This window comes from Bifidobacterium pseudocatenulatum DSM 20438 = JCM 1200 = LMG 10505, from assembly GCF_001025215.1.
In the GTDB taxonomy this organism is placed as follows: domain Bacteria; phylum Actinomycetota; class Actinomycetes; order Actinomycetales; family Bifidobacteriaceae; genus Bifidobacterium; species Bifidobacterium pseudocatenulatum.
Genome location: NZ_AP012330.1, coordinates 2,090,023 through 2,112,223, shown reverse-complemented (window position 1 = coordinate 2,112,223; position 22,201 = coordinate 2,090,023). Strand labels below are relative to the sequence as shown.

The 22,201-nt window shown below is 57.6% G+C and carries 17 protein-coding genes and 1 tRNA gene; 12 read left to right on the top strand and 6 right to left on the bottom strand.

What is annotated here, in order from left to right:
• Positions 1 to 2 precede the first annotated feature (2 nt).
• The 5 genes from grpE (at position 3) to BBPC_RS08580 (ending at position 4,016) form a co-directional block, all read left to right on the top strand.
• The gene (gene grpE, locus BBPC_RS08600) at positions 3 to 677 is read left to right on the top strand and encodes a nucleotide exchange factor GrpE (protein ID WP_004223525.1); all 675 of its coding nucleotides are present in this window, start codon (positions 3 to 5) and stop codon (positions 675 to 677) included.
• 67 nt (positions 678 to 744) lie between these two features.
• Positions 745 to 1,776: a DnaJ C-terminal domain-containing protein gene (locus tag BBPC_RS08595; protein ID WP_004223522.1), complete on the top strand. Its 1,032-nt coding sequence runs from the start codon at positions 745 to 747 to the stop codon at positions 1,774 to 1,776.
• Between the two features lie 5 nt (positions 1,777 to 1,781).
• Complete coding sequence (locus BBPC_RS08590; protein WP_004223520.1) at positions 1,782 to 2,447, top strand: heat shock protein transcriptional repressor HspR; 666 nt, start codon at positions 1,782 to 1,784, stop codon at positions 2,445 to 2,447.
• A gap of 262 nt (positions 2,448 to 2,709) precedes the next feature.
• Positions 2,710 to 2,997 carry a hypothetical protein gene (locus tag BBPC_RS08585; protein WP_004223516.1) on the top strand — a complete coding sequence of 96 codons (288 nt, stop codon included), beginning with the start codon at positions 2,710 to 2,712 and terminating at the stop codon, positions 2,995 to 2,997.
• Between the two features lie 326 nt (positions 2,998 to 3,323).
• Positions 3,324 to 4,016 (top strand): HAD family hydrolase, encoded by a 693-nt coding sequence (locus BBPC_RS08580; RefSeq protein ID WP_004223515.1) that lies wholly within the window; start codon positions 3,324 to 3,326, stop codon positions 4,014 to 4,016.
• A gap of 93 nt (positions 4,017 to 4,109) precedes the next feature.
• Here BBPC_RS08580 and BBPC_RS08575 read toward each other — a convergent pair.
• Both BBPC_RS08575 and BBPC_RS08570 read right to left on the bottom strand, forming a co-directional pair.
• Positions 4,110 to 4,182: transfer RNA gene (locus tag BBPC_RS08575), tRNA-Ala, on the bottom strand.
• 192 nt (positions 4,183 to 4,374) lie between these two features.
• Positions 4,375 to 5,061 carry a DedA family protein gene (locus BBPC_RS08570; RefSeq protein ID WP_004223512.1) on the bottom strand — a complete coding sequence of 229 codons (687 nt, stop codon included), beginning with the start codon at positions 5,059 to 5,061 and terminating at the stop codon, positions 4,375 to 4,377.
• 552 nt (positions 5,062 to 5,613) lie between these two features.
• Between BBPC_RS08570 and BBPC_RS08565 the strand changes: the two genes are divergently transcribed.
• On the top strand, positions 5,614 to 5,943 hold the full coding sequence (locus BBPC_RS08565) for a hypothetical protein (RefSeq protein WP_004223505.1): 330 nt from the start codon (positions 5,614 to 5,616) through the stop codon (positions 5,941 to 5,943).
• 418 nt (positions 5,944 to 6,361) lie between these two features.
• The gene (gene rsmI, locus BBPC_RS08560; protein ID WP_047749780.1) at positions 6,362 to 7,327 is read left to right on the top strand and encodes a 16S rRNA (cytidine(1402)-2'-O)-methyltransferase; all 966 of its coding nucleotides are present in this window, start codon (positions 6,362 to 6,364) and stop codon (positions 7,325 to 7,327) included.
• 58 nt (positions 7,328 to 7,385) lie between these two features.
• On the opposite strand, the gene BBPC_RS08555 is transcribed toward rsmI, so the two are convergent.
• Together BBPC_RS08555 and BBPC_RS08550 are read right to left on the bottom strand one after the other, a co-directional pair.
• Positions 7,386 to 7,592: a variant leucine-rich repeat-containing protein gene (locus tag BBPC_RS08555; RefSeq protein WP_226557191.1), complete on the bottom strand. Its 207-nt coding sequence runs from the start codon at positions 7,590 to 7,592 to the stop codon at positions 7,386 to 7,388.
• 247 nt (positions 7,593 to 7,839) lie between these two features.
• Positions 7,840 to 8,415, bottom strand: a complete 576-nt coding sequence (locus BBPC_RS08550) for a hypothetical protein (RefSeq protein WP_004223501.1) — start codon at positions 8,413 to 8,415, stop codon at positions 7,840 to 7,842.
• Positions 8,416 to 8,653: 238 nt separating this feature from the next.
• Between BBPC_RS08550 and metG the strand changes: the two genes are divergently transcribed.
• From metG to BBPC_RS08535, 3 genes are all read left to right on the top strand, one after another.
• Positions 8,654 to 10,516: a methionine--tRNA ligase gene (gene metG, locus BBPC_RS08545; RefSeq protein WP_004223494.1), complete on the top strand. Its 1,863-nt coding sequence runs from the start codon at positions 8,654 to 8,656 to the stop codon at positions 10,514 to 10,516.
• A 300-nt stretch (positions 10,517 to 10,816) separates the two neighbouring features.
• Entirely contained in the window at positions 10,817 to 12,985 is a 2,169-nt protein-coding gene (locus BBPC_RS08540; RefSeq protein WP_033524388.1) for a glycoside hydrolase family 2 protein, read from the top strand.
• Between the two features lie 186 nt (positions 12,986 to 13,171).
• Entirely contained in the window at positions 13,172 to 13,870 is a 699-nt protein-coding gene (locus tag BBPC_RS08535; protein WP_004223487.1) for a TenA family protein, read from the top strand.
• Between the two features lie 135 nt (positions 13,871 to 14,005).
• On the opposite strand, the gene BBPC_RS08530 is transcribed toward BBPC_RS08535, so the two are convergent.
• Positions 14,006 to 17,068, bottom strand: a complete 3,063-nt coding sequence (locus tag BBPC_RS08530) for a glycoside hydrolase family 2 TIM barrel-domain containing protein (protein WP_034878388.1) — start codon at positions 17,066 to 17,068, stop codon at positions 14,006 to 14,008.
• Positions 17,069 to 17,428: 360 nt separating this feature from the next.
• On the opposite strand from BBPC_RS08530, the gene BBPC_RS08525 reads away from it, so the two are divergent.
• On the top strand, positions 17,429 to 18,988 hold the full coding sequence (locus BBPC_RS08525) for a glycoside-pentoside-hexuronide (GPH):cation symporter (RefSeq protein ID WP_004223483.1): 1,560 nt from the start codon (positions 17,429 to 17,431) through the stop codon (positions 18,986 to 18,988).
• Between the two features lie 364 nt (positions 18,989 to 19,352).
• On the opposite strand, the gene BBPC_RS08520 is transcribed toward BBPC_RS08525, so the two are convergent.
• The gene (locus tag BBPC_RS08520; protein WP_004223481.1) at positions 19,353 to 20,477 is read right to left on the bottom strand and encodes an ROK family protein; all 1,125 of its coding nucleotides are present in this window, start codon (positions 20,475 to 20,477) and stop codon (positions 19,353 to 19,355) included.
• A 294-nt stretch (positions 20,478 to 20,771) separates the two neighbouring features.
• Between BBPC_RS08520 and BBPC_RS08515 the strand changes: the two genes are divergently transcribed.
• On the top strand, positions 20,772 to 22,079 hold the full coding sequence (locus BBPC_RS08515) for an ABC transporter substrate-binding protein (protein WP_033524410.1): 1,308 nt from the start codon (positions 20,772 to 20,774) through the stop codon (positions 22,077 to 22,079).
• Positions 22,080 to 22,201: the final 122 nt, after the last annotated feature.

The window sequence follows — 22,201 nt, the reverse complement described above, 5'->3', positions numbered from 1 at the left end:
TCATGTCCGACTTCAACAAGGACGAATATCTGAACGACCTGCCCGACATGGACAACCTGTCCGGGCAGGCCGCCCCTGCAGCCGGTGCATCGCAGGAATCGCAGAATAATGGCGATTCTGCAGCAAGTGCAACTTCCGATTCTGCAGATTCTGCAGCAACTGCAGCGAACGCAGCATCTTCCGAATCGCAAGAAAACGGCGATGCTGCGGATGGTGCGACGCAAGATGGTGAAGATACGCTGACTCCGCTTGGCCAGGCCAAGAAGGAAGCGGCGGAATACTTGGAAGCCCTTCAGCGCGAACGTGCGGAATTCATCAACTTCCGCAATCGTTCGCAGAAGGAGCAGGAACGCTTCCGTCAGCACGGCATCATCGACGTGCTGACCGCACTGCTGCCGGCACTTGATGACATCGATCGCATTCGCGAACACAGCGAAATGGACGAATCCTTCAAAGCCGTTTCCGCCAAAATCGACAAGGCGTTCGAAAAGTTCGGCGTCGAGAAGTTCGGCGAAAAAGGCGAGGATTTCGACCCGACCAAGCATGACGCGATCCTGCACAAGCCGGATCCGCAGGCCGAGAAGGAAACCGTCGACACCGTGGTGGAAGCCGGCTACCGTATCGGCGACCGCGTGATTCGCGCGGCTCGCGTGGTCGTGGCGTCCCCGCAGAGCTAGCGCAGTGACAGCGATTTCAACAACAACAGGCATTTGACATCAGCAACCTCGTGAAAGGAGGCACATCATGGCTGAGAATGAATGGCTGAGCAAGGATTTCTACAAGGTCCTCGGTGTCTCCAAAGACGCCACGGACGATGAGATTACCAAAGCGTACCGCAAGCTGGCGCGCAAGTACCATCCTGATCTGAACAAGACCAAGGAAGCGGAGGAAAAGTTCAAAGACATTTCCGAAGCGTACGACGTGCTCAGCAACAAAGACAACCGCCAGAAGTACGACGCCATCCGTCAGTTCGGCATGGGCGGCGCGCGCTTCGCCGGCGGCTCCGGTGCGGGCGGATTCGACGCGGGGGCATTCTCCGACATTTTCGGCTCGATGTTCGGCGCTGGCGCTGGCGCTGGAGCGTATGGCACGGGCGGCAATGGCTCGCGCATCCGCTTCCAGACCGGTGGCGGCAATCCGAATATCAACGATATTTTCTCGATGTTCGGTGGCGGCGCTGGTGGCCCTGCCGGGGCTGGCAACCCCTACGGGGGCAGCTACGAGCAGGCTGCGCAGCCGGAAGATGGCGAAGACCGCAATTCCAAGATCAATCTGACTTTCCGCCAGTCGGTCAAGGGGGCAACGGTTTCACTGTCTGCCGACGGAAAAAAGTTCAAGACGCATGTTCCAGCGGGCGTGCGTGACGGGCAGAAAATCCGTATTCCAGGCAAGGGCAAGCCGGGTCGTAACGGCGGAAAAAACGGCGATCTGTACCTGCAGATCAACGTTGCCGAAGATCCGAAATTCAGCCTGCGCAAGCGTGACATCATCATGGATCTGCCAATCACCGTCGGTCAGGCTGTGGCGGGCGCGAAAGTGACCGCACAGGATATCGACGGCAACGAAGTCACCTTCAAAGTGCCGGCAGGCTCGTCCAGCGGCACCGAAGTGCGCATCTCCGGCAGGGGCGTGGCCAACAGGCAGGGCGACGGCGATCTGATCGGGCGTGTGCAAATCCGCATTCCCGACAAGCCGAGCCTGAAAGTCAAGCATGCGGCAAAGGAATTCGACAAGGAGTGCGGCGATTTCGCTGACGAACTTGCCAAGGAGCGCTGATTGCCATGGCACGCGCATCCCGGACCTCCCAAGCCCGTGCGGCGCGGCAGGCCAAAATGCTGTACGACATGTGCGCAATGGCGATCGTGGCCGGCAGGGCCGATCTGGACGGGGCGGATGAAGTTGGTTTCGACATCGAACTGCCGATGTTCACGGTCGGTCGCGCCGGCGAACTCGCCAACGTGCATCCGCAGACGCTCCGCCAATACGATCGTTTGGGGCTGGTGGTGCCGCAACGCACGGACGGTGGCGCTCGCCGGTATTCGCTGCGAGACATCTCGCGCCTTGCGAAAGCGCAGCAGCTGAGTCAGGAAGAAGGCATCAACCTGGCTGGCATCGCGCGGATCCTTTCCTTGGAAGAGGAGAACCGCGAGCTGCGCCGGCAAGTCGAGCGATTGCGCCGGCCGGCCGGTTCCAGCGTGTTCGCGGCCGATGCGGACGGTGACATTGTGGAAATCGAACGTTCCCGCCGCGCTCGCATGTGGCGTCGGCAGATTCAGGTCGACGCCCGTCAGCTGCCGTCGCGCGAGTCCGTGGAGGCCGCGCGTGTCGCGGCTGATGCGTACGACACGCGCGGTGGGGGTGTCGCAGGCGAAAACGAGGGGATTGAGAGGGGTAAACCCGTTGCTCAGCCGATTTCTAGGTCTATCGTGCTTTGGGGGATTGACTGATTTTCAGAAAACATTGAAAAAAAATTCAAAAACAGGCATATCTGGCAACAGATGTGCCTGTTTTGTTATATAGTTTTACCAAATGCATTGCTTCCTGCGACGATGTCGTCGTTGTGGGAAATAATGTTGAGTATCCGCGTTCTAACTGTCATTCTTCCGGTCGTCAAGGTGCTTCGGTGAAAGATAGTTCTCTTTGCCCATGAATAATCATGGAGGAGGGGGTAAGATATGCGGCGAGAACAGGAAAGGTTAGGAGCGTACAGTGCCAAGAGTTGCGTTCACAGCTAAGACCCGCAAGTATCTCGGGTCTCTGGATGCCGTGGAATCGGTCACCCAGTATCGTATTTGTTACTCCAAGGAGTTTCGCGATGATTGCATGCGCAGGTATGCCGAAGGTGGCTCGCCTGCCGCGATTTTCCGCGAGGCCGGGCTTGATCCGAAGATCATCGGATACAAGCGCGTGGAACGTTGCATCGCTCGCTGGAAGGCGGAAAATGCGGAAAAGGCCGCTGAAACCGCTGTGGAAAACAGTGAAAATCAGGGAGAGTGAATTTCAAATCTCCCGATACAAGTGAAATTTTCGAATTTCATGGATTATAGCGATGGGGGTTGCCGATAATTCGTGAAAAAAATCGGATGATTTTGCGAATACGTAGGCGCGAAGTATTGCGTCGATATGGGAAGCGCTCGGATGGAGGACCGTCCGGGCGCTTTTCGTTTGCCTCGCTTGTATGCCTGTTTGTTGTCTGCCGTTTTGCCGCGACTCGCGAATGCTGCCGTCTTGCCGCTCTGCTGAAATGGCAGTGGAAGTCGCGATGGACGGCGCTGCCCGGAAATCCGGTGCTCCGCGTCCGACGGTCGTAGGGAAGGAACATCATGACCGAGACGAACCTGATGATCAAGGCCGTGTTCTGGGATATGGACGGCACGCTGATCGATTCCGAACCGTATTGGCATGAGGGTGAGATGAAAATCGCAGCCGCGCATGGCGGATATTGGGATGAGGAGCTCGCCTGGCAGGGTTCGGGCACGCCGGTTCCGGATGTGGCCCGTCGCATGGTGGAGCATGGTTGCCAGCTGTCGATTGAAGAGATCGGCCAGGGCATGATCGATTACGTCGCCCAAAAGGAATTCGAGCGCATTCCGTGGATCGAAGGCGTGGAAGACGTGCTTGTCGCGCTGCGTGACGCTGGCGTTCCTTCGACGCTGGTCACCACGTCGCCGCGTCATCTTGCGGAGAATCTGGTTGTCCAAGCGCCGGCTGGCGCGTTTGCGGGCTACGTGTGCGGCGATGATGATGTTGAGAAGAAGCCGTCTCCGGCCCCGTATTTGGAGGCGGGTCGTCGCTTGGGTATCGCTCCGGAAGATATGAAGTACTGCATTGCGATTGAGGATTCCATGTCGGGCCTGCGTTCGGCCGTCGCCTCCGGCGCGACGACGATCGGCCAGACCGGGTTCATGCAGATCGACAATTCCAACGGCCCGCAGTTCGCCTCGATCAAGGGCTACGAGGGCATTGACGCGGCCTCGCTCGACGCTTTCGTGCGTCAGCGCGTATCCCAGGTCTGATTTTTCGCCCCATCTCGCTTACGTATGGCAGATTTGTCTGGTGGCTAGGAAAAGAAAAAGCCCGCTGCGGTGGAATGAATGCAGCGGGCTTAGTGGAGCCGACGGTAGTCGAAACCGCGACCTCTTCGATGCGAACGAAGCGCTCTACCAACTGAGCTACGGCCCCAAGTCATGTCTAGCAACACGCTAAGCAAGACAACTCTCGCGATTCTAGTACGAAGTCTGTACGAATGCAATCTGCGAGATTCGCGTGTTGCGGAATATCCCTTGCAGGAAAAGCATGCGAAAGCATACGAAAACGGTGCCTTCCGAAAAATCGAAAGACACCGCAATCGCAAGAAAAGGAGAAAACGTAAGATCAGGCTTCCGCGGTCGCGGTATCAGCCTTCTTTTTGTCGAACTTTGCTTTGAGCAAGCCGACGAAGGTAGGAATCAGCGACAGCACGAGAATCGCAATGATGACCAGTTCGAAATGCTTCTGCACGGCCGGAATGCCGCCGAAGAAGTAGCCGAGCAGCGTGAACAGGGTGGACCAGCACAGGCCGCCGAGCACGGAGAACGGGGTGAAACGGCTCCAACGCATGCCGGAAATGCCGGAAATGAACGGCATGAACGTGCGGATGAACGGGAAGAAACGGCCGAGGAACACGGCGAGCGGGCCCCACTTTTCGATCATGCCTTCGGTTTTGGCGAGGCGTTCGGGGGTCATAGCCTTGACTCTGCCGGATTCGATGATGCGACGGCCGAAGAAGTGGCCGATCCAGTAGTTGCACTGGTCGCCGATGATCGGAGCGCACCAGACCACGGGCAGCAGCGCGAACAGCGGTAGTGCGGAAACGCCGGTCTGGGCGTCGGGCGCGGCGAAGAAGCCGGCGGCGAACAGCAGGGAGTCGCCCGGCAGGAACGGGAAGAACACGACGCCGGTTTCGACGAACACAATCAGGAAGATGAAACCAAGCGTGGGGGCGACGCCCATGGAGATCCAGCTGGCGATCGCCGTGCGCGGATCCTTGAGCAGATTAATGAAGAAGTTGATAATTCCCATGAAATGCTCTCTGTGAGTACCTTACATCTAAACGTCCAAAATTAAGTGGTTCAGGCTGCCTTGTGTGGGTTGGCCTCGCGGAACCAATGTCAGCCTACCAGTGGCCCTCTAATGCGGCGCCTAGTAATGCCCGACGGTTGGCAAATCTGCACAAACGGACGCAAAGTGCCAACTGCGGTGGGTGATTTTGGTTTGGTGGTGTTTGGCGTTTGGCTGTTTGGCTTTAGAGTATGCGATATATCCGGTATATCGCGTATCGCTCATTGTGATTTGGCGTTGTGACCTTACGATTTTGGTTTTTTTTTTGGGGGGGGGTGACCTCATGATTTTGATTTGGTGACCTCACGATTTGAAAAAAGGCGGCGAAAAACGGAATCGTGAGGTCAACAAATCAAATAGTGGGGCCGCTGAACACGAATCGCGCATGTTGACGGTACGAAAGTGTGTTTCGATGGCGCGGAAGATAGCGTGGAAACAGCAGTAAGGCAATGCGAGAGCGGTTGGGGCAATGCAAGACTAGGCGAATACGGCAAATACAAGGGAGTGTGAATCGTGGCGGAAAATCTTGCGCAATCGGTTGATGGGAATCTGAATCGGCAATCGCGGGCGCTGCTCGAAGCGTTGCATGCGGCGGCCGGAAAATTCTCCATGTTCGGTCATCAAAACGAAACCAGCAAGGTGATTACCCCCGATACGGATTCCGACGTGCATGCCGTGACCGGCGCATATCCGGCGGTCTGGGGCAATGATTCGGGCGCTGCCGGCACGGGCGCATATGGCACTCCGCTGCCGGAATCGCCGTATGCGCGCGATTTCAACGCTTTCGCGCGCAACAGCTTCATACGCATGGCCGATTCGCTGCCACGTATGTACACGAGGTAAGTACGTGTGCGCGGTGTAAACATGCGTTTGCGGGCGGATTCTTCCAGTCGGTGGAGGAATCTGCCCGCTTTTAGTCTTGTAGGAGGGCGGATTCTTCCAGTCACTGGAAGAATCAGGACGTTTTTAAGCCTGTTGGCGTCCGAATTGTTCCAATGTCTGGATGTTTTGGGACGTTACTGGGGCTGTAAGCGGGGTGATTGTTCCAGTGGGTGGGGGAATCACCCCGCTGAGGGTCTGTTTTGTGTCCGGATTGTTCCAGCGATTGGGGGTTTAGGACGCGGGGAGGGCTGTTTTCCTTTGCGTTGGATAGGCTGAAGGCATGGAACGCATGAATGAGACGTTGGACTTGAAACTGAATGAGTTGAGTGCGAATACGGCAGAAGTAACGGGAACTGCGGGAATGGTGAATACGGCGGAGATGGCAGAATCGCCGACAGCGGCGGAACAGTCTGGAACAGAACAGTCTGGTACGGGGCTTGACGCCCTCGTGTGCGGAACCGACGTTCCGCAAGGCACGGTGGTGATGGCTGCCACGCCGATCGGCAACACGGCCGACGCCTCCGCACGCCTCATTGCGCTCCTGGAACGCGCCGACATCGTGGCCGCCGAAGACACCCGCCGTCTCTACGCGCTCGCCAACCGTCTCGGCGTGCACGTGAACGGCCGCGTGGTGGCCTACCACGATCACAACGAGCGAGACAAGTCCGACGGTCTGCTCGATCAGGTGGAAACCGGCGCTACCGTGCTGGTCGTGTCCGACGCGGGCATGCCGACCATCAACGATCCGGGCCTCGCGATCGTGCGTCGCGCCATCGAACGTGGCCTGCCCGTCACCTGCGCTCCCGGCCCGTCCGCAGTGCTGGACGCGCTGTGCCTTTCAGGACTGCCCACCGACCGCTTCTGCTATGAAGGATTCCTGCCGCGCAAGCATTCCGAACGCGTGCAATACCTGCGTACCCTGCGTTCTGAACGCCGCACCATCGTGTTTTACGAAACCCTGCATCGCATCGACGATTCCATGGCCGACCTGCTTGACGTGTTCGGTCCGAACCGCAAGATGGCGCTTTGCCGTGAACTTACCAAGGATTTTGAGCAGATCCGTCGCGGAACCATCGCGCAGATTCGCCAGAGCGTGATCGACGAGCCGCCGCGCGGCGAAATGGTGTTGGTCGTTGCCGGCGCTTCCGAAGAGGAGGCTGACGCTGCTGCCCCCGCATCGTTGAGCGTCGAAGACTTGGCGGTGCTGTCGATCGACCGTGCGCAGGAAGACAATCTGCGCATCAAAGACGCGATTTCGCAGGTCGTTGCCGAGCATCCCCTTGCGGACGGCTCGCTTGCCAATCGCAAGCAGGTCTACAATGCGGTTCTTGCGATGAAGCAGTGAGTCCATATTAGTTACCGTCCGGCGATTGCCTATCGTGCGATTGCCCGTCGCGCAAGTGTTAGCTGCATGCTTGCGATCCGCACGATTCCAACGATTCCAGCAGTATTTGCAGGGCGCGGGCCACGTCCGGCCCGCCGACTTGCGCAAGATAGTCCAACATCGCCGGTGTTGCGGAAGGATTGGCGACCAGCCATTTGCGCAGTTGCGGCGCGTATTCCGCGATATGCCATAGCACGTCCTGCGGTGTGTCCGGACTGCACGCCACCAGCGGCGTCAATGGAATTGGGGGAGACGGCGGATCCACCAGCGGTTTCGGCCGCGGTTTGGGCTGGTATGGCGGCGGTTCGCGGCGCGTCCGCTGTGCACGGTGTGCGAGATTCCGCGCATCCCGATGCGTCTCGCGATGCGTCCGTGGCCTGCGTTTTTCTTGGATTCCGAGCAGTCTGCGGAATCCGTTTGCTCTGTCGGCACCTATCCTGTCGGCGTGCGTCGCGCGCCGCGCCTTATGCCTGCTATGCGCTGCGCTCATATTCGTCGCTTCTTCCGTCGATCGCAAGAATGTAGTTGCGCGCCTGTGGCGCGTTGCGAATATGCTTCGTCTCCTGCATGATTTGCATGCAATCGTTGGAGCGGAAATGAAATTCCTGCATGAGCATGCAGATGATTTCGGAAACCAACGATTCGCTTTCGGGGGTGCAGTTCAATGCGAGATCGCATGCGGTGCGAACAGGCGTGGTCACGATGATCGGACCGACTTTGATGGTGTGTTCGTTTGGTGCGAGACGGTTGAAAACGTTGATTTTACGGCCGTAACGTAGCGCTCGATAGTGGGCTTTCGCGATAATGTCGATGGATTCGGGGAAGGTGCCGCCTAGCCAAACCCATGCGGCGGTGCGTGAACATGCCACGGACCGGCTCGGCAGCAATGTCGCGATGATGCAGGACCGCCCGTACAACGTGTCCGAATCGTGGCATGAATAGGCGTTCGCGCTGTCGAGCTTGCACAGCGCGCCGGATGAGGCCAGCAGGTTCAGGCACATCGGGCCCGGAAGGTCATCGTTGCCCAGAAGGGGTGGTGGAGTGTCCATGACGGTACCGTAGCGGATTCGAATTCCGTTGCGCCACCAGCCCCCGAAAATCTGTGGATATGTGGAAAATGATTGTTACGTAATGCAACAATGTGGATAGATCGGCAGATATGCAAATTATGATGCAAACTATTTCAAACGATTGAAATCGATGATCGCACGTCCATCCTCCAATAAAAATCCAACTACCGAAATACATGGAAAATGCGGGATATGGCGCTTTGTATAATCGGGCACCATGAGTCATATTTTGGTGAATGTTGCTTGGCCGTATGCTAACGGCCCCCGTCATATCGGTCACGTCGCCGGATTCGGCGTGCCCTCCGACGTATACGCGCGCTACGAGCGCATGAAGGGCAATGACGTGCTGATGGTGTCTGGCACCGACGAGCACGGCACCCCGATCCTGGTGGAAGCCGACAAGGAAGGCGTCAGCGCACAGGAGCTCGCCAACCGTTACAACCGTGTGATCGCCAAGGATCTGTGCGATCTCGGCCTGAGCTACGACCTGTTCACCCGCACCACCACCGGCAATCACGAGCAGGTGGTGCAGGAACTGTTCAAGCAGTGCCTCGCCAACGGCTACATTTATAAGGGCACCCAGAAGGTCGCCATCTCGCCGTCCACCGGCCGCACCCTGCCTGACCGTTACATCGAAGGCACCTGCCCGATCTGCGGTGCCGACGGTGCCCGCGGCGACCAGTGCGACGCCTGCGGCAACGAACTCGACCCGGACGAGCTCATCAATCCCGTTTCCAAAATCAACGGCGAAACCCCGCGCTTTGAGGAAACCGAACACTTCTTCCTCGACCTGCCGGCGCTCGCCGAAGCCAATCTCGCATGGCTGAAGACCCGCGAAGGCTGGCGTACCAACGTCATCAACTTCTCCATCGGCCTGTTCAAGGAAGTCAAGCCGCGTGCCATCACGCGTGACATCGACTGGGGCATTCCCGTTCCGGTTGCCGGCTGGATCGACAATCCGAACAAGAAGCTGTACGTGTGGTTCGACGCGGTGATCGGCTACTTGTCGGCATCCATCGAATGGGCTCGCCGCAAGGGCGATCCGGAAGCATGGCGCGCATGGTGGAATGATCCGGAAACCCCGGGCTACTACTTCATGGGCAAAGACAACATCACGTTCCACTCCCAGATCTGGCCGTCCGAAATGCTCGGCTACAACGGTCAGGGCTCCAAGGGCGGCGAAACCGGCAAGCTCGGTCCGCTGAACATGCCGGAGCAGGTCGTGGCTTCCGAATTCATGACCATGGAAGGCAAGAAGTTCTCGTCTTCGCGTGGCATCGTCATTTATGTGAAGGACATTCTCGCCCGCTACCCTGTGGATGCCGTGCGCTACTACATTTCCGTGGCCGGTCCGGAAAGCTCCGATTCCGACTTCACATGGGCTGAGTTCGTGCGCCACAACAACGAGGAGCTTGCCGCTTCCTGGGGCAACCTCGTCAACCGTGTGGCCAATCTGATGAACAAGAACTTCGGTGAGATTCCGGCGCTCGATGAGAGCGAAATGACCGATGAGGATCGCGCTCTGCTGAGCGAAACCAAGGCCGCGTTCGACACGGTCGGTTCGCTGATCGAGAACCATCGCCAGAAGAACGCGCTGAGTGAAGCCATGCGCGTGGTCGGCGACATCAACAAGTACATTTCCGCCACCGAACCGTGGAAGATCAAGGACAATCCGGCTCGCCTCGGCACCGTGCTGCACGTTGCCGCCCAGGCCGTGTCCGACGCGAACCACCTGCTGGCCCCGTTCCTGCCGCATTCCGCGCAGAAGGTGTGGGAGGCTCTCGGCGGCACAGGCACGTTCTCGCCGTTGCCGCGCTTGGAAGAGGTCGAGGATCTCGACAAGCCGGGCTTCATGTATCCGATCATCACCGGCGACTACAAGCTGGGCGAAACCGTGCATCCGTGGGCTTCCGAGCCGATCGTGGCCGGCACTGCAGTGCCGAAGCCGCATCCGATTTTCGCGAAGATTCCGCCGGAGGCCGTCGAAGAGGAGCTCGCTCGCTTCGATTCGGAGCTGAAGGCTCGTCGTGAGGCCGAGGCGGCCCGTCTTGCCGCCGAAAAGGCCAAGCTGGAAGGCTGATTCGCTGATTCACCTGGGGATTCGGCTTGATTTGGCCTGATTTGCCGCTAAGGTGAGTTGTTCTGATTGCCGGTGCAAGGAATTACGAAGTTCTTGCACCGGCTTTTTATATCTGATTTTGCAAATCCGACTTGTAAATCTAATGTGCAATATTCGACTTTCTATATACGATTTTACAAATCTATAGTGCAATCCGGATTGAATCGATTTCAAAATCCGTAACAATCGCTATTTCTCTTTGCCATTCCTCTCGTTACAATGGGGAAGTTGAGGGAAATGCGATGCTGCAGGGAGGCTCTTATGTTGGACGTCAAGCGAGTGCTGAAAGCCGCGCCTACGAAAATGCGTTCCCAAGAGCCGCTGCAGCAGTTGTGGACGCCTTGGGGCGAACAGATCGCCGGCGAATGGCTGTCTTCCAACGACGCCCACAAGGCGTTCTGCCCTGCAAAAGACGGCGAACGCAAACTGGAAAACGGCCGCACGCCAATCCTGAACGAGCATCCGCGCCCAACCATGGTGCGCGGCAATCACACCATGCTCAACGGATTCTGGGATTACGCGATCGTATCCATTCCCGAAAGCGGCAACGGCTCGAAATGGCGCAAATCCGCGGCTGTGCTCACCCGTGACGAAGCGGTGCAGGCAGTGAAGGAAGCGGCCATCCCCGAAACGTTCGACGGCAAGATTTTGGTGCCGTTCTCCCCGGAATCCGCGCTTTCCGGCGTGCATCAGACGATTTACCCAGACAATATGATCTGGTATCGCACGGTGGTGCATCCCGTGACGCTTGGGGGAGGGGAAGCGGTTCGGCAGATCGGCGATGCGAACCGCTTGATGCTGCATTTCGAAGCGGTCGATTACGTGTGCGCCTGCTTTATCAACGGGCAGTTTGCAGGGATGCATGTCGGGGGATATTTGCCGTTTGACGTCGATATTTCGGCATTCGTCGATCCCGATGATGCTTTCGAGATTGCGTTGTGCGTGTACGATCCGAACGATTCGGGTACGCAAATGCGCGGCAAGCAGAAAATCGAGCGCGAGGGGATTTGGTACACCGCGCAAAGCGGCATTTGGCAGAGCGTGTGGATGGAGATCGTGCCGGAAGCGTACGTGCAGACGCTTACGCTGAAGGGCGCCGCCGACGGCAGATTGTTTATTCGCGCGGAAATCGGCGGAGACAAGCCGAATGCCAAACTGCATATCGTCGTAGCCGATCCCGCGGACGGCACGATCGTCGCGGACGAATTGCTGCCGGCTGGCATGCGCAAGGTGCGCACGGAAATCGCAACGCGGGCCGAACACTTGTGGTCGCCGAACGATCCGTATTTGTATGACGTGACGGCGACGCTGGAATTTGGTGCGGCGAAATCGCAGGGAAAGCAGGAAAAGCTGCAGCAAGAATCGCAGGAAATTCAAGAGAAACCCGCGAAATCGCAGGAAAAGCAAGATATTGTGCGCTCGTATTGCGCGTTCCGCACGGTTGAGATTAAGCCTGATTTGAAGGGTATCGCGCGCTTCCATCTCAATGGCAAGCCGGTGTTCCTCAAGGGTGTGCTCGACCAGGGCTATTGGCCGGACGGCCTGCTGACCGCGCCGAGTGATGAAGCGCTGGTGCATGACATAATCGCCATGAAGGAATCCGGCTTTACTATGCTGCGCAAGCATATCAAAATCGAGTCGGCGCGCTGGTACTACCATTGTGACCGCCTCGGCATGCTGGTATGGCAGGACGCGGTGTCGGGTGGCGGCGAATACAACGCGTGGGTCACCAACCGCAAGCCGACGCTCATGCGTGCCACATGGAACAAGTACCGCGACGACACGGCGAAGCATTTCGCGGCGCTCGGTGCCGACGATTCGACGTACCGCCGCGACTGGTCGCGCACCTGCGATGCCATGGTGCACATGCTTGCCGGCCACCCGTCGATCGTCACGTGGGTGCTGTTCAACGAAGGGTGGGGGCAGTTCGACGCGTGCGATGCGGCGGAACGCATTCATGCGCTTGACCCGACGCGCCCGATCGACGCCACGAGTGGCTGGTACGACCAGCGTTGCGGCGATTTTCACAGCGTGCACAACTACTTCCGTCCGCTGGAAATCTACCCGGATAAGGGGCCATTGCGTGGGTATGTGGCCGAATATGAAAAGCGGCATAAGCGGCGTCGTCGTGCCGCGCATTACGCGGTGTTGCCGGTTGCGCAGCATGGCGTTCGTGCGTTCGTGATTTCGGAATTCGGAGGATTGGCGCAGTTGGTTGCCGATCATGCTGCGGTTTCGCGCGCGTACGGCTACGGTGAATACGATTCGATTGAGGATTGGCGCACTGCCGTCCGTTCCGTGCTTGATTCGGCGGAATCGTTGGAATCACGCGGATTGGCGGGCTACGTGTATACGCAGGTTTCCGACGTCGAAGAAGAGCTCAACGGCCTCATGACCTACGATCGCCGCCTCAACAAATTCGCGCAATGATTCGCCGAGATTGAGTGCGGTCATGGCTGTCATGGAAGCGTTCTGCTTCTTGCGTTTCGGTGGCGCGTTCGGTACGTTGGGAACGGCGGCTATTATGGCGCCATCACAGCGAGCCACGGCGGAACGGAGCGAGGAGATGTGCGTTGCGTTTGCATTGGCCGCATTAACCGAGGGGGTCTTGTGACCATGAATCATGTTCCGGAAGCGCCGCAGTCCGCAAGCGGCGATTATGCGTGGTTGGGAGCCGAGCCGGGTTCCGTAGCCGATCAGCTGTATATGTCGGCGGCCGACGAATGGAATCAGGCAATCAATTCGCGTTTTGTGAATGAATTGCTGGATGATACACTTCCAGAATCGATTTTGAAGTCTTATTTAATTCAGGATTTCAAGTTCTTTAATCAGGGCATCATGGCACATGCGATTGAACTTGCGCCGCGTCAGGAAACCAAAGATATGCTGGCGAAACAATCGCAATGGTTTGCTGACAATGAAGCAACATATTTTACCGGATTCCTTAAGGAATACGGAATTACTGACGAAGAATACAATAATTCCGAGCAGACTCCGGCAAATCGTGAATATTGCGAATATCTGACCAAGCTGGTTCAGGGAACTTGGGAAGAACTCATTACTGCGCTGTGCTGCATGGAATGGATTTATCTTGCCTGGGCCAAGCGCACCATCGACGCTGGCGTCGTTCAGCAGATTCCGGCGCACAAGGGTTGGGTTGATTTGCATGAGGGCGATTATTTCCGCGCCTGGACGGGCCGCCTGATCGCGCTCGTCAACGAGTATGCGTCGGTGGATGGCTCGGAGGCCGACGTGTTCCGCACCATCGTGCATCTCGAGCGTCGCTTCTTTGAGGATTCCTATCCGCAGCGGTGAGCGGTGAGCATGATATGAGGCAATGAGCGCCAATGCAAATTGGCGGTAACGCGGTAACGCAATAACGCAAGCAGGGGGTCCGCAGAATACGCGGACCCCCCGTAATTGTTGGGGCAACCGGCATGCCCCAACGTGTCAGATCAGCTCGATATCCACATCCAAGTGGAGCGGCTTATCGGCTGGAATGTGGTACTGCGGGTGCACCGGGCTCATCCAGGAATCGTCGCCGCCGACGCCCATTTGCGCGGCGAGTACGCGCAGGAACATGTGCTTCGGAGCGGGCAGTTCGTCCTGATGCTGGGCTTCTTCCAACATGAATGCGCTGTACGGCTGCAGGCTGAGCGCGAACGCTGATTCGCCGTGACGGCTCACACGCATGCCATGACCGGCATCATCCGTGATCTCAGCCCAACGCACATCCTCATGGTTGCCGGTTTCCTGCGGCATGAGGTACGGCGCATGATCGTCGTAAGCGTTGGTGTTCCAAATGCCCAGCTTGGCATGCTTGCGGTCGGCGTAGGTTTCGTCGGGTCCGGGGCCGTAGAAGCGCAGGTTGGAGTATTCGACCGGCAGCGTCCATTCCAAACCGAAAGCCGGAATGGTCGGGGCTTCCTGAGTTTCACCCGGATAGTCGACGCTCAAGTGCAGCTTGCCGGTGGTGTCTGCCACATACGTGATGGTGACGTGCGTGCGCTGCGGAGTGGCGAGCTCGTACTCGTATACGGCTTTCAGCGTATCGTCATTGACCTGTTCGATGGTGTTGTTGACGCACTTGGCGTAACGGCCTGCGCCGACCCACTGCGCGCGGTCGTAACCGTGGCCTGCACCGCGATCGTTGTCGGTCAGCGCGCGGAACGTGGTGAGCGTGGGCTTGCGCAGCACGAATTCACGGCCGTCAAGCGTGTACGAAACAATGCCGCCCTGCGTACGCGACAGCAGAATCTCACGACCGGATCCCTGCACGCCAGCATTCCAACGGCCAACGGTCACGATGCCGTCAACAGGCTTCGTCTCGCTGGCAGCAACCGGCTTGGAGCCTGCAACCACGGTCTGGCCGAACGACAGCTCGTAGCCCTTCGACGCCCACTCTTCCGCGGCGGCAAGGCGTTGGCTCACTTCGAGCGTGAGCTCGTTGGCTTGGCCTCGGTAGGCCTCCAACGGCCATTCAATATCGAAGTGCTTGGTTTCGCCAGCCGGCACATCAAAACGCTGTTCGGCCTGCCATACCGGCTCGCCATCCGCAAGCACGCGCGTAACGAACACATAGTCGGCGGTGGAAACGAACAGATTGTCATTCGCGATCTCAACGCCGGTTTCACCCGGCACAATGCGCACGTTGGCATACAGCTGCTTGACGTCTTGCGCCTTTGGCGACGGCGTGCGATCGGCGAACAGCAGGCCGTCACCAGAGAACTCGTAGTCGCTCGGGCGGTCGCCGAAATCGCCGCCGTAGCAGAGACGTTCATCGCCATCGGGCAAGCGCACAAGAATCGCCTGATCAATGAAATCCCAAATAAATCCGCCCTGATATTGCGGATAGCGTTCCAAAGCCGTGTATTCGTCCATGTTGCCGACGGAATTGCCCATGGCGTGCATGTATTCGCAGGAAATATACGGCTTCTTCGGATCGGACTTGAGATATTCCTCGATTTCGTCGGCGTGCGCGTACATGCGGCTTTCGATGTCGGTCACGTCGTCATACTTGCGATTGTGGGTCACGCCCTCGTAGTGCACTGGTCGGTTCGGGTCGAGTTCGTGCACGTGGACGCTCATCGCGCGGAACACGTCTCCCGCATACGATTCGTTGCCAAGCGACCAGATGACTACGGAAGCATGGTTGTAGTCGCGCTTCATCATGCTGTTCACACGGTCCACGCACGCGCCCTCCCATTCGGGCTTGCTGCCCGGAACGGCGGAATCCTCGGTGACCACGTCTCCCGGCAGGCACCAGCTGCCGTGCGTTTCAAGATTGGTTTCGTCGATCAGGTAGATGCCGTATTCGTCGCACAGGTCGTACCAGTATTCCTGGTTGGGGTAGTGCGAGGTGCGGATGGCGTTGATGTTGTGCCTCTTGCAGAACGTGATGTCGTCGATCATGTCTTGCCTGGTGATGGCGCGGCCGCGCTTCGCGTCGAATTCGTGGCGGTCGGCGCCCTTGAAGACCACGCGCTTGCCGTTGAGCTTCATGATGCCGTCTTCGATGCGGAAGCGACGGAAGCCGACGCGCTGCGTTGCGGTTTCAACGATCGCGCCATCATGGCCGATCACCACAACTTGCAGTTCGTACAGTGCCGGGCTCTCGGCGCTCCACGGCTTGACGTCCAACGAGCCGGAAACGATGCCGGTTTCGTCGGATGCGGCCAATGCGGTTTCCCACACCACATTGCCACTCAAATCCTTCAGCGTCGCCGACACGGTGGCGGCATTCTTCGCATTGCGCACCGCGAGTAGCGCGTCGAGCGAACCGGTGGCGGTTTCCGGATTCCAATCCGCTTCGACCTTCATATCTTCAATGTGCACATGCGGCTGTGCGGCGAGTTCCACGGAACGGAACAGGCCGTGCAAACGCCAGTAATCCTGATCTTCCAGCCAGGATGCGCTTGCGTATTCGTAGCAGGCGACGGCCACGACGTTTTCGCCGTCGTGCAGCGCTTCGGTGATGTCGAATTCGTTCGGGGTGTAGCCGTCTTCGCCGTAGCCGACGAACACGCCGTTGACCCACACGTAGATCGCGGTGGCCATGCCGTGGAACGTGATGCTGACGGTGCCGCCATTTTGACGGGCCGTATCAAGACGCTCGGCGACGGTGAACGTGCGGCGATACAGTGCCACATGGTTGGTTTCGGGAACGTTCGGCTCCTGCGGATTCTCATGGCCGTCCCACGGGTACTGAATATTCACGTACTTGTGGTTCATGTATCCCGCGTTCTGCAGGTGGGAGGGCACGTCGATGCGGCCGAAAGCGGAATCGTCGAAATCCTCGGCTGCGAACGGCTCTTCCTCAAGATCGATGTCGGAGGCCTGCACCATTTCCACGCGCCATTCGCCGTCGAGGCTTTGCTTCAAATCGCTCGGCTCGCCGATCGCGGGAATGTGAGAAAAGGTTACGTGATTGGAATGTGCCGGCGTGCGATTCACTGCGAACACCGTGGGGTCGGTGAGCCACGCGGCGGATGCGGTGGTGATCTTATCTGCCATGATTTCCTCGTTTCCGAAACATAACTTCGTTGTTGATGTAGGTTTAGTTGGTGTGTACTTTTGTGTACTCAGAGTAATAAACTCTTTTGCTAGCATGGTAAACGTTGTTTACTTAAATTGCAAATCTGCGTGTTGCTTTATTTGCAACTGAATTTACTTATATGGCGATAGGTGACGGCAAATGGCGGTAGTAATCATGATTGCAGATGTCAGTATTTGATAATCGTAAGAACTGCGATTGCGACACGCCGTTTGGGGGCTTTGTTTACTAAGGAATTTTACTTTTGATAGTAAACAACGTATACTCAATTTTCGAGGTCAACGGGTGATCTCATCAAAATCTTCTAAGGAGAAGAGATAATGAGCAATACGACCACTACTGCGAACGGCACGGCTCGTTGCGGAAAGCTCGGCCAGCGCGTAGCGTACGCGTGCGGCAACCTTGGCCAGTCCGCGTTCTATAACGCACTGAGCACCTACTTCGTCGTCTATGTGACGAGCTCCTTGTTCGCTGGTGTCGATAAAGGCGTCGCCACCAAGCTGATCGGCATCATCACCGGCCTGGTCGTGGTGATCCGTATCGCGGAGATCTTCATCGACCCGCTGCTGGGCAACATCATCGACAACACCACCACCAAGTGGGGCCGTTTCCGCCCATGGCAGTTCCTCGCCGGCGCGATTTCGTCCGTGCTGATCGTGCTAGTGTACACCGGCCTGTTCGGCTTGGTGAACGTGAACACCACGTGGTTCATCGTACTGTTCGTCATCACCTTCGTCGTGCTCGACGTGTTCTACTCCCTGCGTGACATCTCCTACTGGGGTATGATCCCTGCATTGAGTTCCGACTCCCACGAGCGCTCCACCTACACCGCACTCGGCTCCTTCACCGGCTCCATCGGCTACAACGGCATCACCGTCGTGGTCATCCCGATCGTCACCTACTTCAGCTGGGTGTTCACCGGCAAGTACGTCGAAAGCCAGTCCGGCTGGACCTGCTTCGGTATTATCGTCGGCCTGCTCGGCCTCTTGACCGCATGGACCGTTGCCTTCGGCACCAAGGAGAACGAGAGCGCCCTGCGCTCCAAGGCCCAGAAGAACGGCAACCCGATCGAAGCCTTCAAGGCCATCTTCCAGAACGACCAGCTGCTGTGGGTTGCCTTGAGCTACCTGCTGTACGCCATCGCCAACGTGGCCACCACCGGCGTGCTGATCTTCCTGTTCAAGTTCATCCTCGACAACCAGGCCGCATACTCCCTCACCGGCGTGATCGCACTGGTCGCAGGCTTGGTTATGGCTCCGCTGTACCCGATCCTGAACAAGCGCATTCCGCGCCGTTACCTGTACATCGGTGGCATGATCTCCATGATCGCCGGCTATGTGATGCTCGGCATCTTCTCCGACAACATCATCATGGTGTTCGTGGCTCTGGTGCTTTTCTACGTGCCGGGTACCCTCATTCAGATGACCGCCATCCTGTCGCTGACCGACTCCATCGAATACGGCCAGCTCAAGAACGGCAAGCGCAACGAGGCCGTCACCCTGTCCGTCCGCCCGATGCTCGACAAGATCGGTGGCGCCATGTCCAACGGCATCGTCGGCATCATCGCCGTGGCCGCTGGCATGACCGGCAATGCGACCGCAGCCGACATGACCGCATCCAACATCCACATCTTCAAGATCTGCGCCTTCTACATTCCGCTCGTGCTCATCATCCTGAGCCTGATCGTGTTTCTGTTCAAGGTGAAGATCACTGAGAAGATGCACGATGAGATCGTCAAGGAGCTCGAAGTGAAGCTCGCCAACGGTGAGATCGAAGCCGACGACGCTCAGACCGTGGAAGCCGTCGAGGCGGTTGCCGTGGCTGAAACCGCTGGAACTGCTGGAACCGCGACTCCGGCGGGCCAACCTGAATCCCGATAACTGAAATTCCCCTTCCTTTCCGACAACCAGGGCCGCCTGAAGCACTCCATCCGCTGCAGGCGGCCTTTCATTCTTTTCGTCTCCATGCCTCTCATCCCGTCCGGGTTTCTCCACTCACTGGAACAATCTGGACGATAAAAGGCCTGTCAGCGGGAGGATTCCTCCGCTCACTGGAGGTTTTTGGACAGTACGGGGGTATTTTGCGGTCCGGATTCTTCCAGCGACTGGAGGAATATGGATGCTTGGAGAGTTGCAGACGGGGCGATTCTTCCGGTGGCTGGAGGTTTTTGGACGTTAGCAGGTCTGTTAGCGGGTAGCTTCCTCCACCGACTGGAGGTTTTGGGTCGCGCTAAGGCGTCCGGAGCTATGCTTCGCCGATGAGGGAGCCGCGTTCGTGGATCGTCGGTACCAGTGTGCGGATCACGATGGTGGCCTGTCCGCGCAGGGTGAGATCCTCGCCTTGCCTGCAACGGTGAATTTGCGGCGCCTCCTGATAATCCGTGGTCACGGTGCGGCTGATTTCGTTTTCCATCGCGTCGATGAATTGAGTATTGACGATTTCCGGCGCACCATATACCGAAATGTCGCGCAGATCCAACAATCCTGCCGGTATGGCCATGACGCGCCCGAGCAACGCGCCCGCTTCGGTGAGAATATGCGTACGCGCGGCGGGATCCTGCGAGATGCGTTGCTGCAACCTGTCACCGGAAACGAATGATTCGAGACATCCCTGTTTGCCGCATTCGCAGATTGGCCCGTTCGGGTCGACCACCACGTGTGCGATTTCTCCGGCAGTGAAGGAACTTCCTTCGATGATGACGTCGTTGAGGCATAATGCCGCGCCGACGCCCCGCCCGATGGAGATGAGCATGGAATTGGGGGAGCAGTCGCCGAAGAATCGTTCCGCCACAAGTGCCGCATTGGTGTCGTTGCCTACGATCACGGGCACTCCGGTGGCGTTTTCCACTTCGGTTTTCAGCGGCAGTTCGCTCCACCCCAAGTGCACGGATTTGCGCACCACGCCGTTGGGTTCCACAATGCCGGTCACCGCGATGCCGATGCCAAGGGTCGGCAGTGGCGTTGAGCTGATGAGCTGCCTGCAGAGGTCGATCACGTCATTGACGCTGCAGCCATGGTCGACGGGAAGCTCGGTGCGGTCCACGATTCTGCCGGAAAGATCCGCCAGCGCTCCTTTGACGAGCATCGGATTCGACAGGTCGACGGAGACGATTCGCCAGAAATCGGTGTCGATGGCGAGCACTTGTGAACGTTTACCGCGCCCTTCGCGATTGTCGGGGCCGAGTTCGCGCAGAATGCGATTGTCGACCATTTCGCCGGTCACTTCGCTGGTGGTGAAGCGCGAAAGTCCGATGAGTTTGCCGATATTGGCTCGCGACATTTGCGTTGCGGGGAAAAGCTGCTCGAATGCGGCGGTGATATTGCTGATTCGAATGTCGGAAGGTGATGCCTTTGCTTGGGTACCGCTCACGATGTCCTCGCTTTCTTGTGTGGAGCCGATACATATTGTAGTTTGTGGCGATACAAGTGCGTTATGTAATTTTTATTGGCAATAAAGATTACTAAACAAGAGTATACGGCATTTTTCCTCGAATTGCGATTGCTTTACGATTGTTACTAAATGGCGGAATTTCAGCTTTTTTGTGGAATAGCAATCGCGTGCCGGATTTAAATGTAAGGAAACTTGACAAAAAAGGATTACGTAGGTATGCTGTGACTATCCGGTGCAAGGAGGTGCCGGAATAATCTCACGAAGGAGAGAGATATGCGATCCCACACTCAGCGTTTGATGGTTTGCGCAGCTTCTTTCGCGGCTCTGTGCATGGGTCTTGCAGGATGCGGTTCCAATACGGCCAGCACCGGCGGGGATTCCGGGGAGGTCGTCAACCTCACGTACATGCACCGTCTTCCGGATTCCGAAGGCATGACCTTGGTCAAAGACATTGTTGCCAAGTGGAACAAGGATCATCCGAACATTCAGGTCAAGGCCACCAAGTTCGATGGTGCCGCACAAGATATGATCAAGAAGCTGGAAACCGACGTCAAGGCCGGCAATGCTCCGGATCTTGCACAGGTCGGCTACGCCGAAGTGCCTGAGGTGTTCACCAAGGGCTTGCTCGAAGACGTGACCGAAGAGGCCGCGAAGTACAAAAGCGACTTCGCCGAAGGCCCATATTCCATGATGCAGGTTGATGGCAAGACCTACGGCCTGCCGCAAGATACCGGCCCGCTTGTGTACTTCTACAACCAGAAGGCTTTCGATGAGCTGGGCATCAAGGTTCCCAAAACCAAGGATGAGCTGATCGAAGCGGCAAAGACCGCGGCCGCGTCCGGCAAGTACATCATGGATTACGAAGCCGATGAGGCCGGCAACATCTTCGCAGGTTTGGCAAATGCTTCCGACCCGTGGTACACCGTCAAGAATGACGCTTGGGTGGTCAACACCAACGGCAGCGGTTCGCAGGCTTTTGCTGAAACCTTCCAGGAACTGATCGACAACAAGGCCACGCTGACCAACCCGCGTTGGGTGCCGTCGTTCGACGCATCCCTGCAGGATGGCACGCTGATCGGCAACATCGGCGCCGCTTGGGAGGCTCCGCTATTCAAGGACTCCGCAGGAGACACCGGCAAGGGTGACTGGCGTGTCACCCAGATCGGTGACTGGTTCGGCAATGGCACCAGCACCGGCCCTGACGGTGGTTCCGGCGTCGCAGTGCTCAAGGGTTGTGAGCACAAGGCCGAAGCCATGGAATTCCTCGACTGGTTCAACACTCAGGTTGAGGATCTGACCTCCCAAGGTCTGATTGTGGCCGCCAGCACCGAAACCGCGAAGACCCCTGAATCCTGGAACGAATTCTACGGCGGCCAAGACGTGATGAAGGAATTCGCTACTGCCAACGACAACATGGTCGCATTCAACTACATGCCGGGCTACTCCGCGGTCTCCGCAGCTATGCAGGAAGCCGCCGACAAGGCAGCCGACGGTTCCGGCAAGGTGGCGGACGTGTTCCCTGTGGCACAGCAGACCTCCATCGACACCCTCAAGAACTACGGCCTGTCCGTAGCGAAGTGATCGACGTATGGAACCAGGGATCACCCGCTCTGATTCCATAACCCCTCCAACGACGGTGTGGAGCCAACGCAACACACGGCTCCACACCGTTCCTTATGAAAATATTCCTTGTGAATATTCCC

Excerpts from the sequence above, each read along its gene's own strand:
- BBPC_RS08515 (WP_033524410.1), top strand. The coding sequence starts at position 20,772 with ATGCGATCCCACACTCAGCGTTTGATGGTTTGCGCAGCTTCTTTCGCG.
- grpE (WP_004223525.1), top strand. The coding sequence starts at position 3 with ATGTCCGACTTCAACAAGGACGAATATCTGAACGACCTGCCCGACATG.
- BBPC_RS08550 (WP_004223501.1), bottom strand. The coding sequence starts at position 8,415 with ATGGACACTCCACCACCCCTTCTGGGCAACGATGACCTTCCGGGCCCG.
- BBPC_RS08525 (WP_004223483.1), top strand. The coding sequence starts at position 17,429 with ATGAGCAATACGACCACTACTGCGAACGGCACGGCTCGTTGCGGAAAG.
- BBPC_RS08540 (WP_033524388.1), top strand. The coding sequence starts at position 10,817 with ATGTTGGACGTCAAGCGAGTGCTGAAAGCCGCGCCTACGAAAATGCGT.
- rsmI (WP_047749780.1), top strand. The coding sequence starts at position 6,362 with ATGGCAGAATCGCCGACAGCGGCGGAACAGTCTGGAACAGAACAGTCT.
- BBPC_RS08530 (WP_034878388.1), bottom strand. The coding sequence starts at position 17,068 with ATGGCAGATAAGATCACCACCGCATCCGCCGCGTGGCTCACCGACCCC.
- metG (WP_004223494.1), top strand. The coding sequence starts at position 8,654 with ATGAGTCATATTTTGGTGAATGTTGCTTGGCCGTATGCTAACGGCCCC.
- BBPC_RS08570 (WP_004223512.1), bottom strand. The coding sequence starts at position 5,061 with ATGGGAATTATCAACTTCTTCATTAATCTGCTCAAGGATCCGCGCACG.
- BBPC_RS08535 (WP_004223487.1), top strand. The coding sequence starts at position 13,172 with ATGAATCATGTTCCGGAAGCGCCGCAGTCCGCAAGCGGCGATTATGCG.
- BBPC_RS08590 (WP_004223520.1), top strand. The coding sequence starts at position 1,782 with ATGGCACGCGCATCCCGGACCTCCCAAGCCCGTGCGGCGCGGCAGGCC.
- BBPC_RS08580 (WP_004223515.1), top strand. The coding sequence starts at position 3,324 with ATGACCGAGACGAACCTGATGATCAAGGCCGTGTTCTGGGATATGGAC.
- BBPC_RS08595 (WP_004223522.1), top strand. The coding sequence starts at position 745 with ATGGCTGAGAATGAATGGCTGAGCAAGGATTTCTACAAGGTCCTCGGT.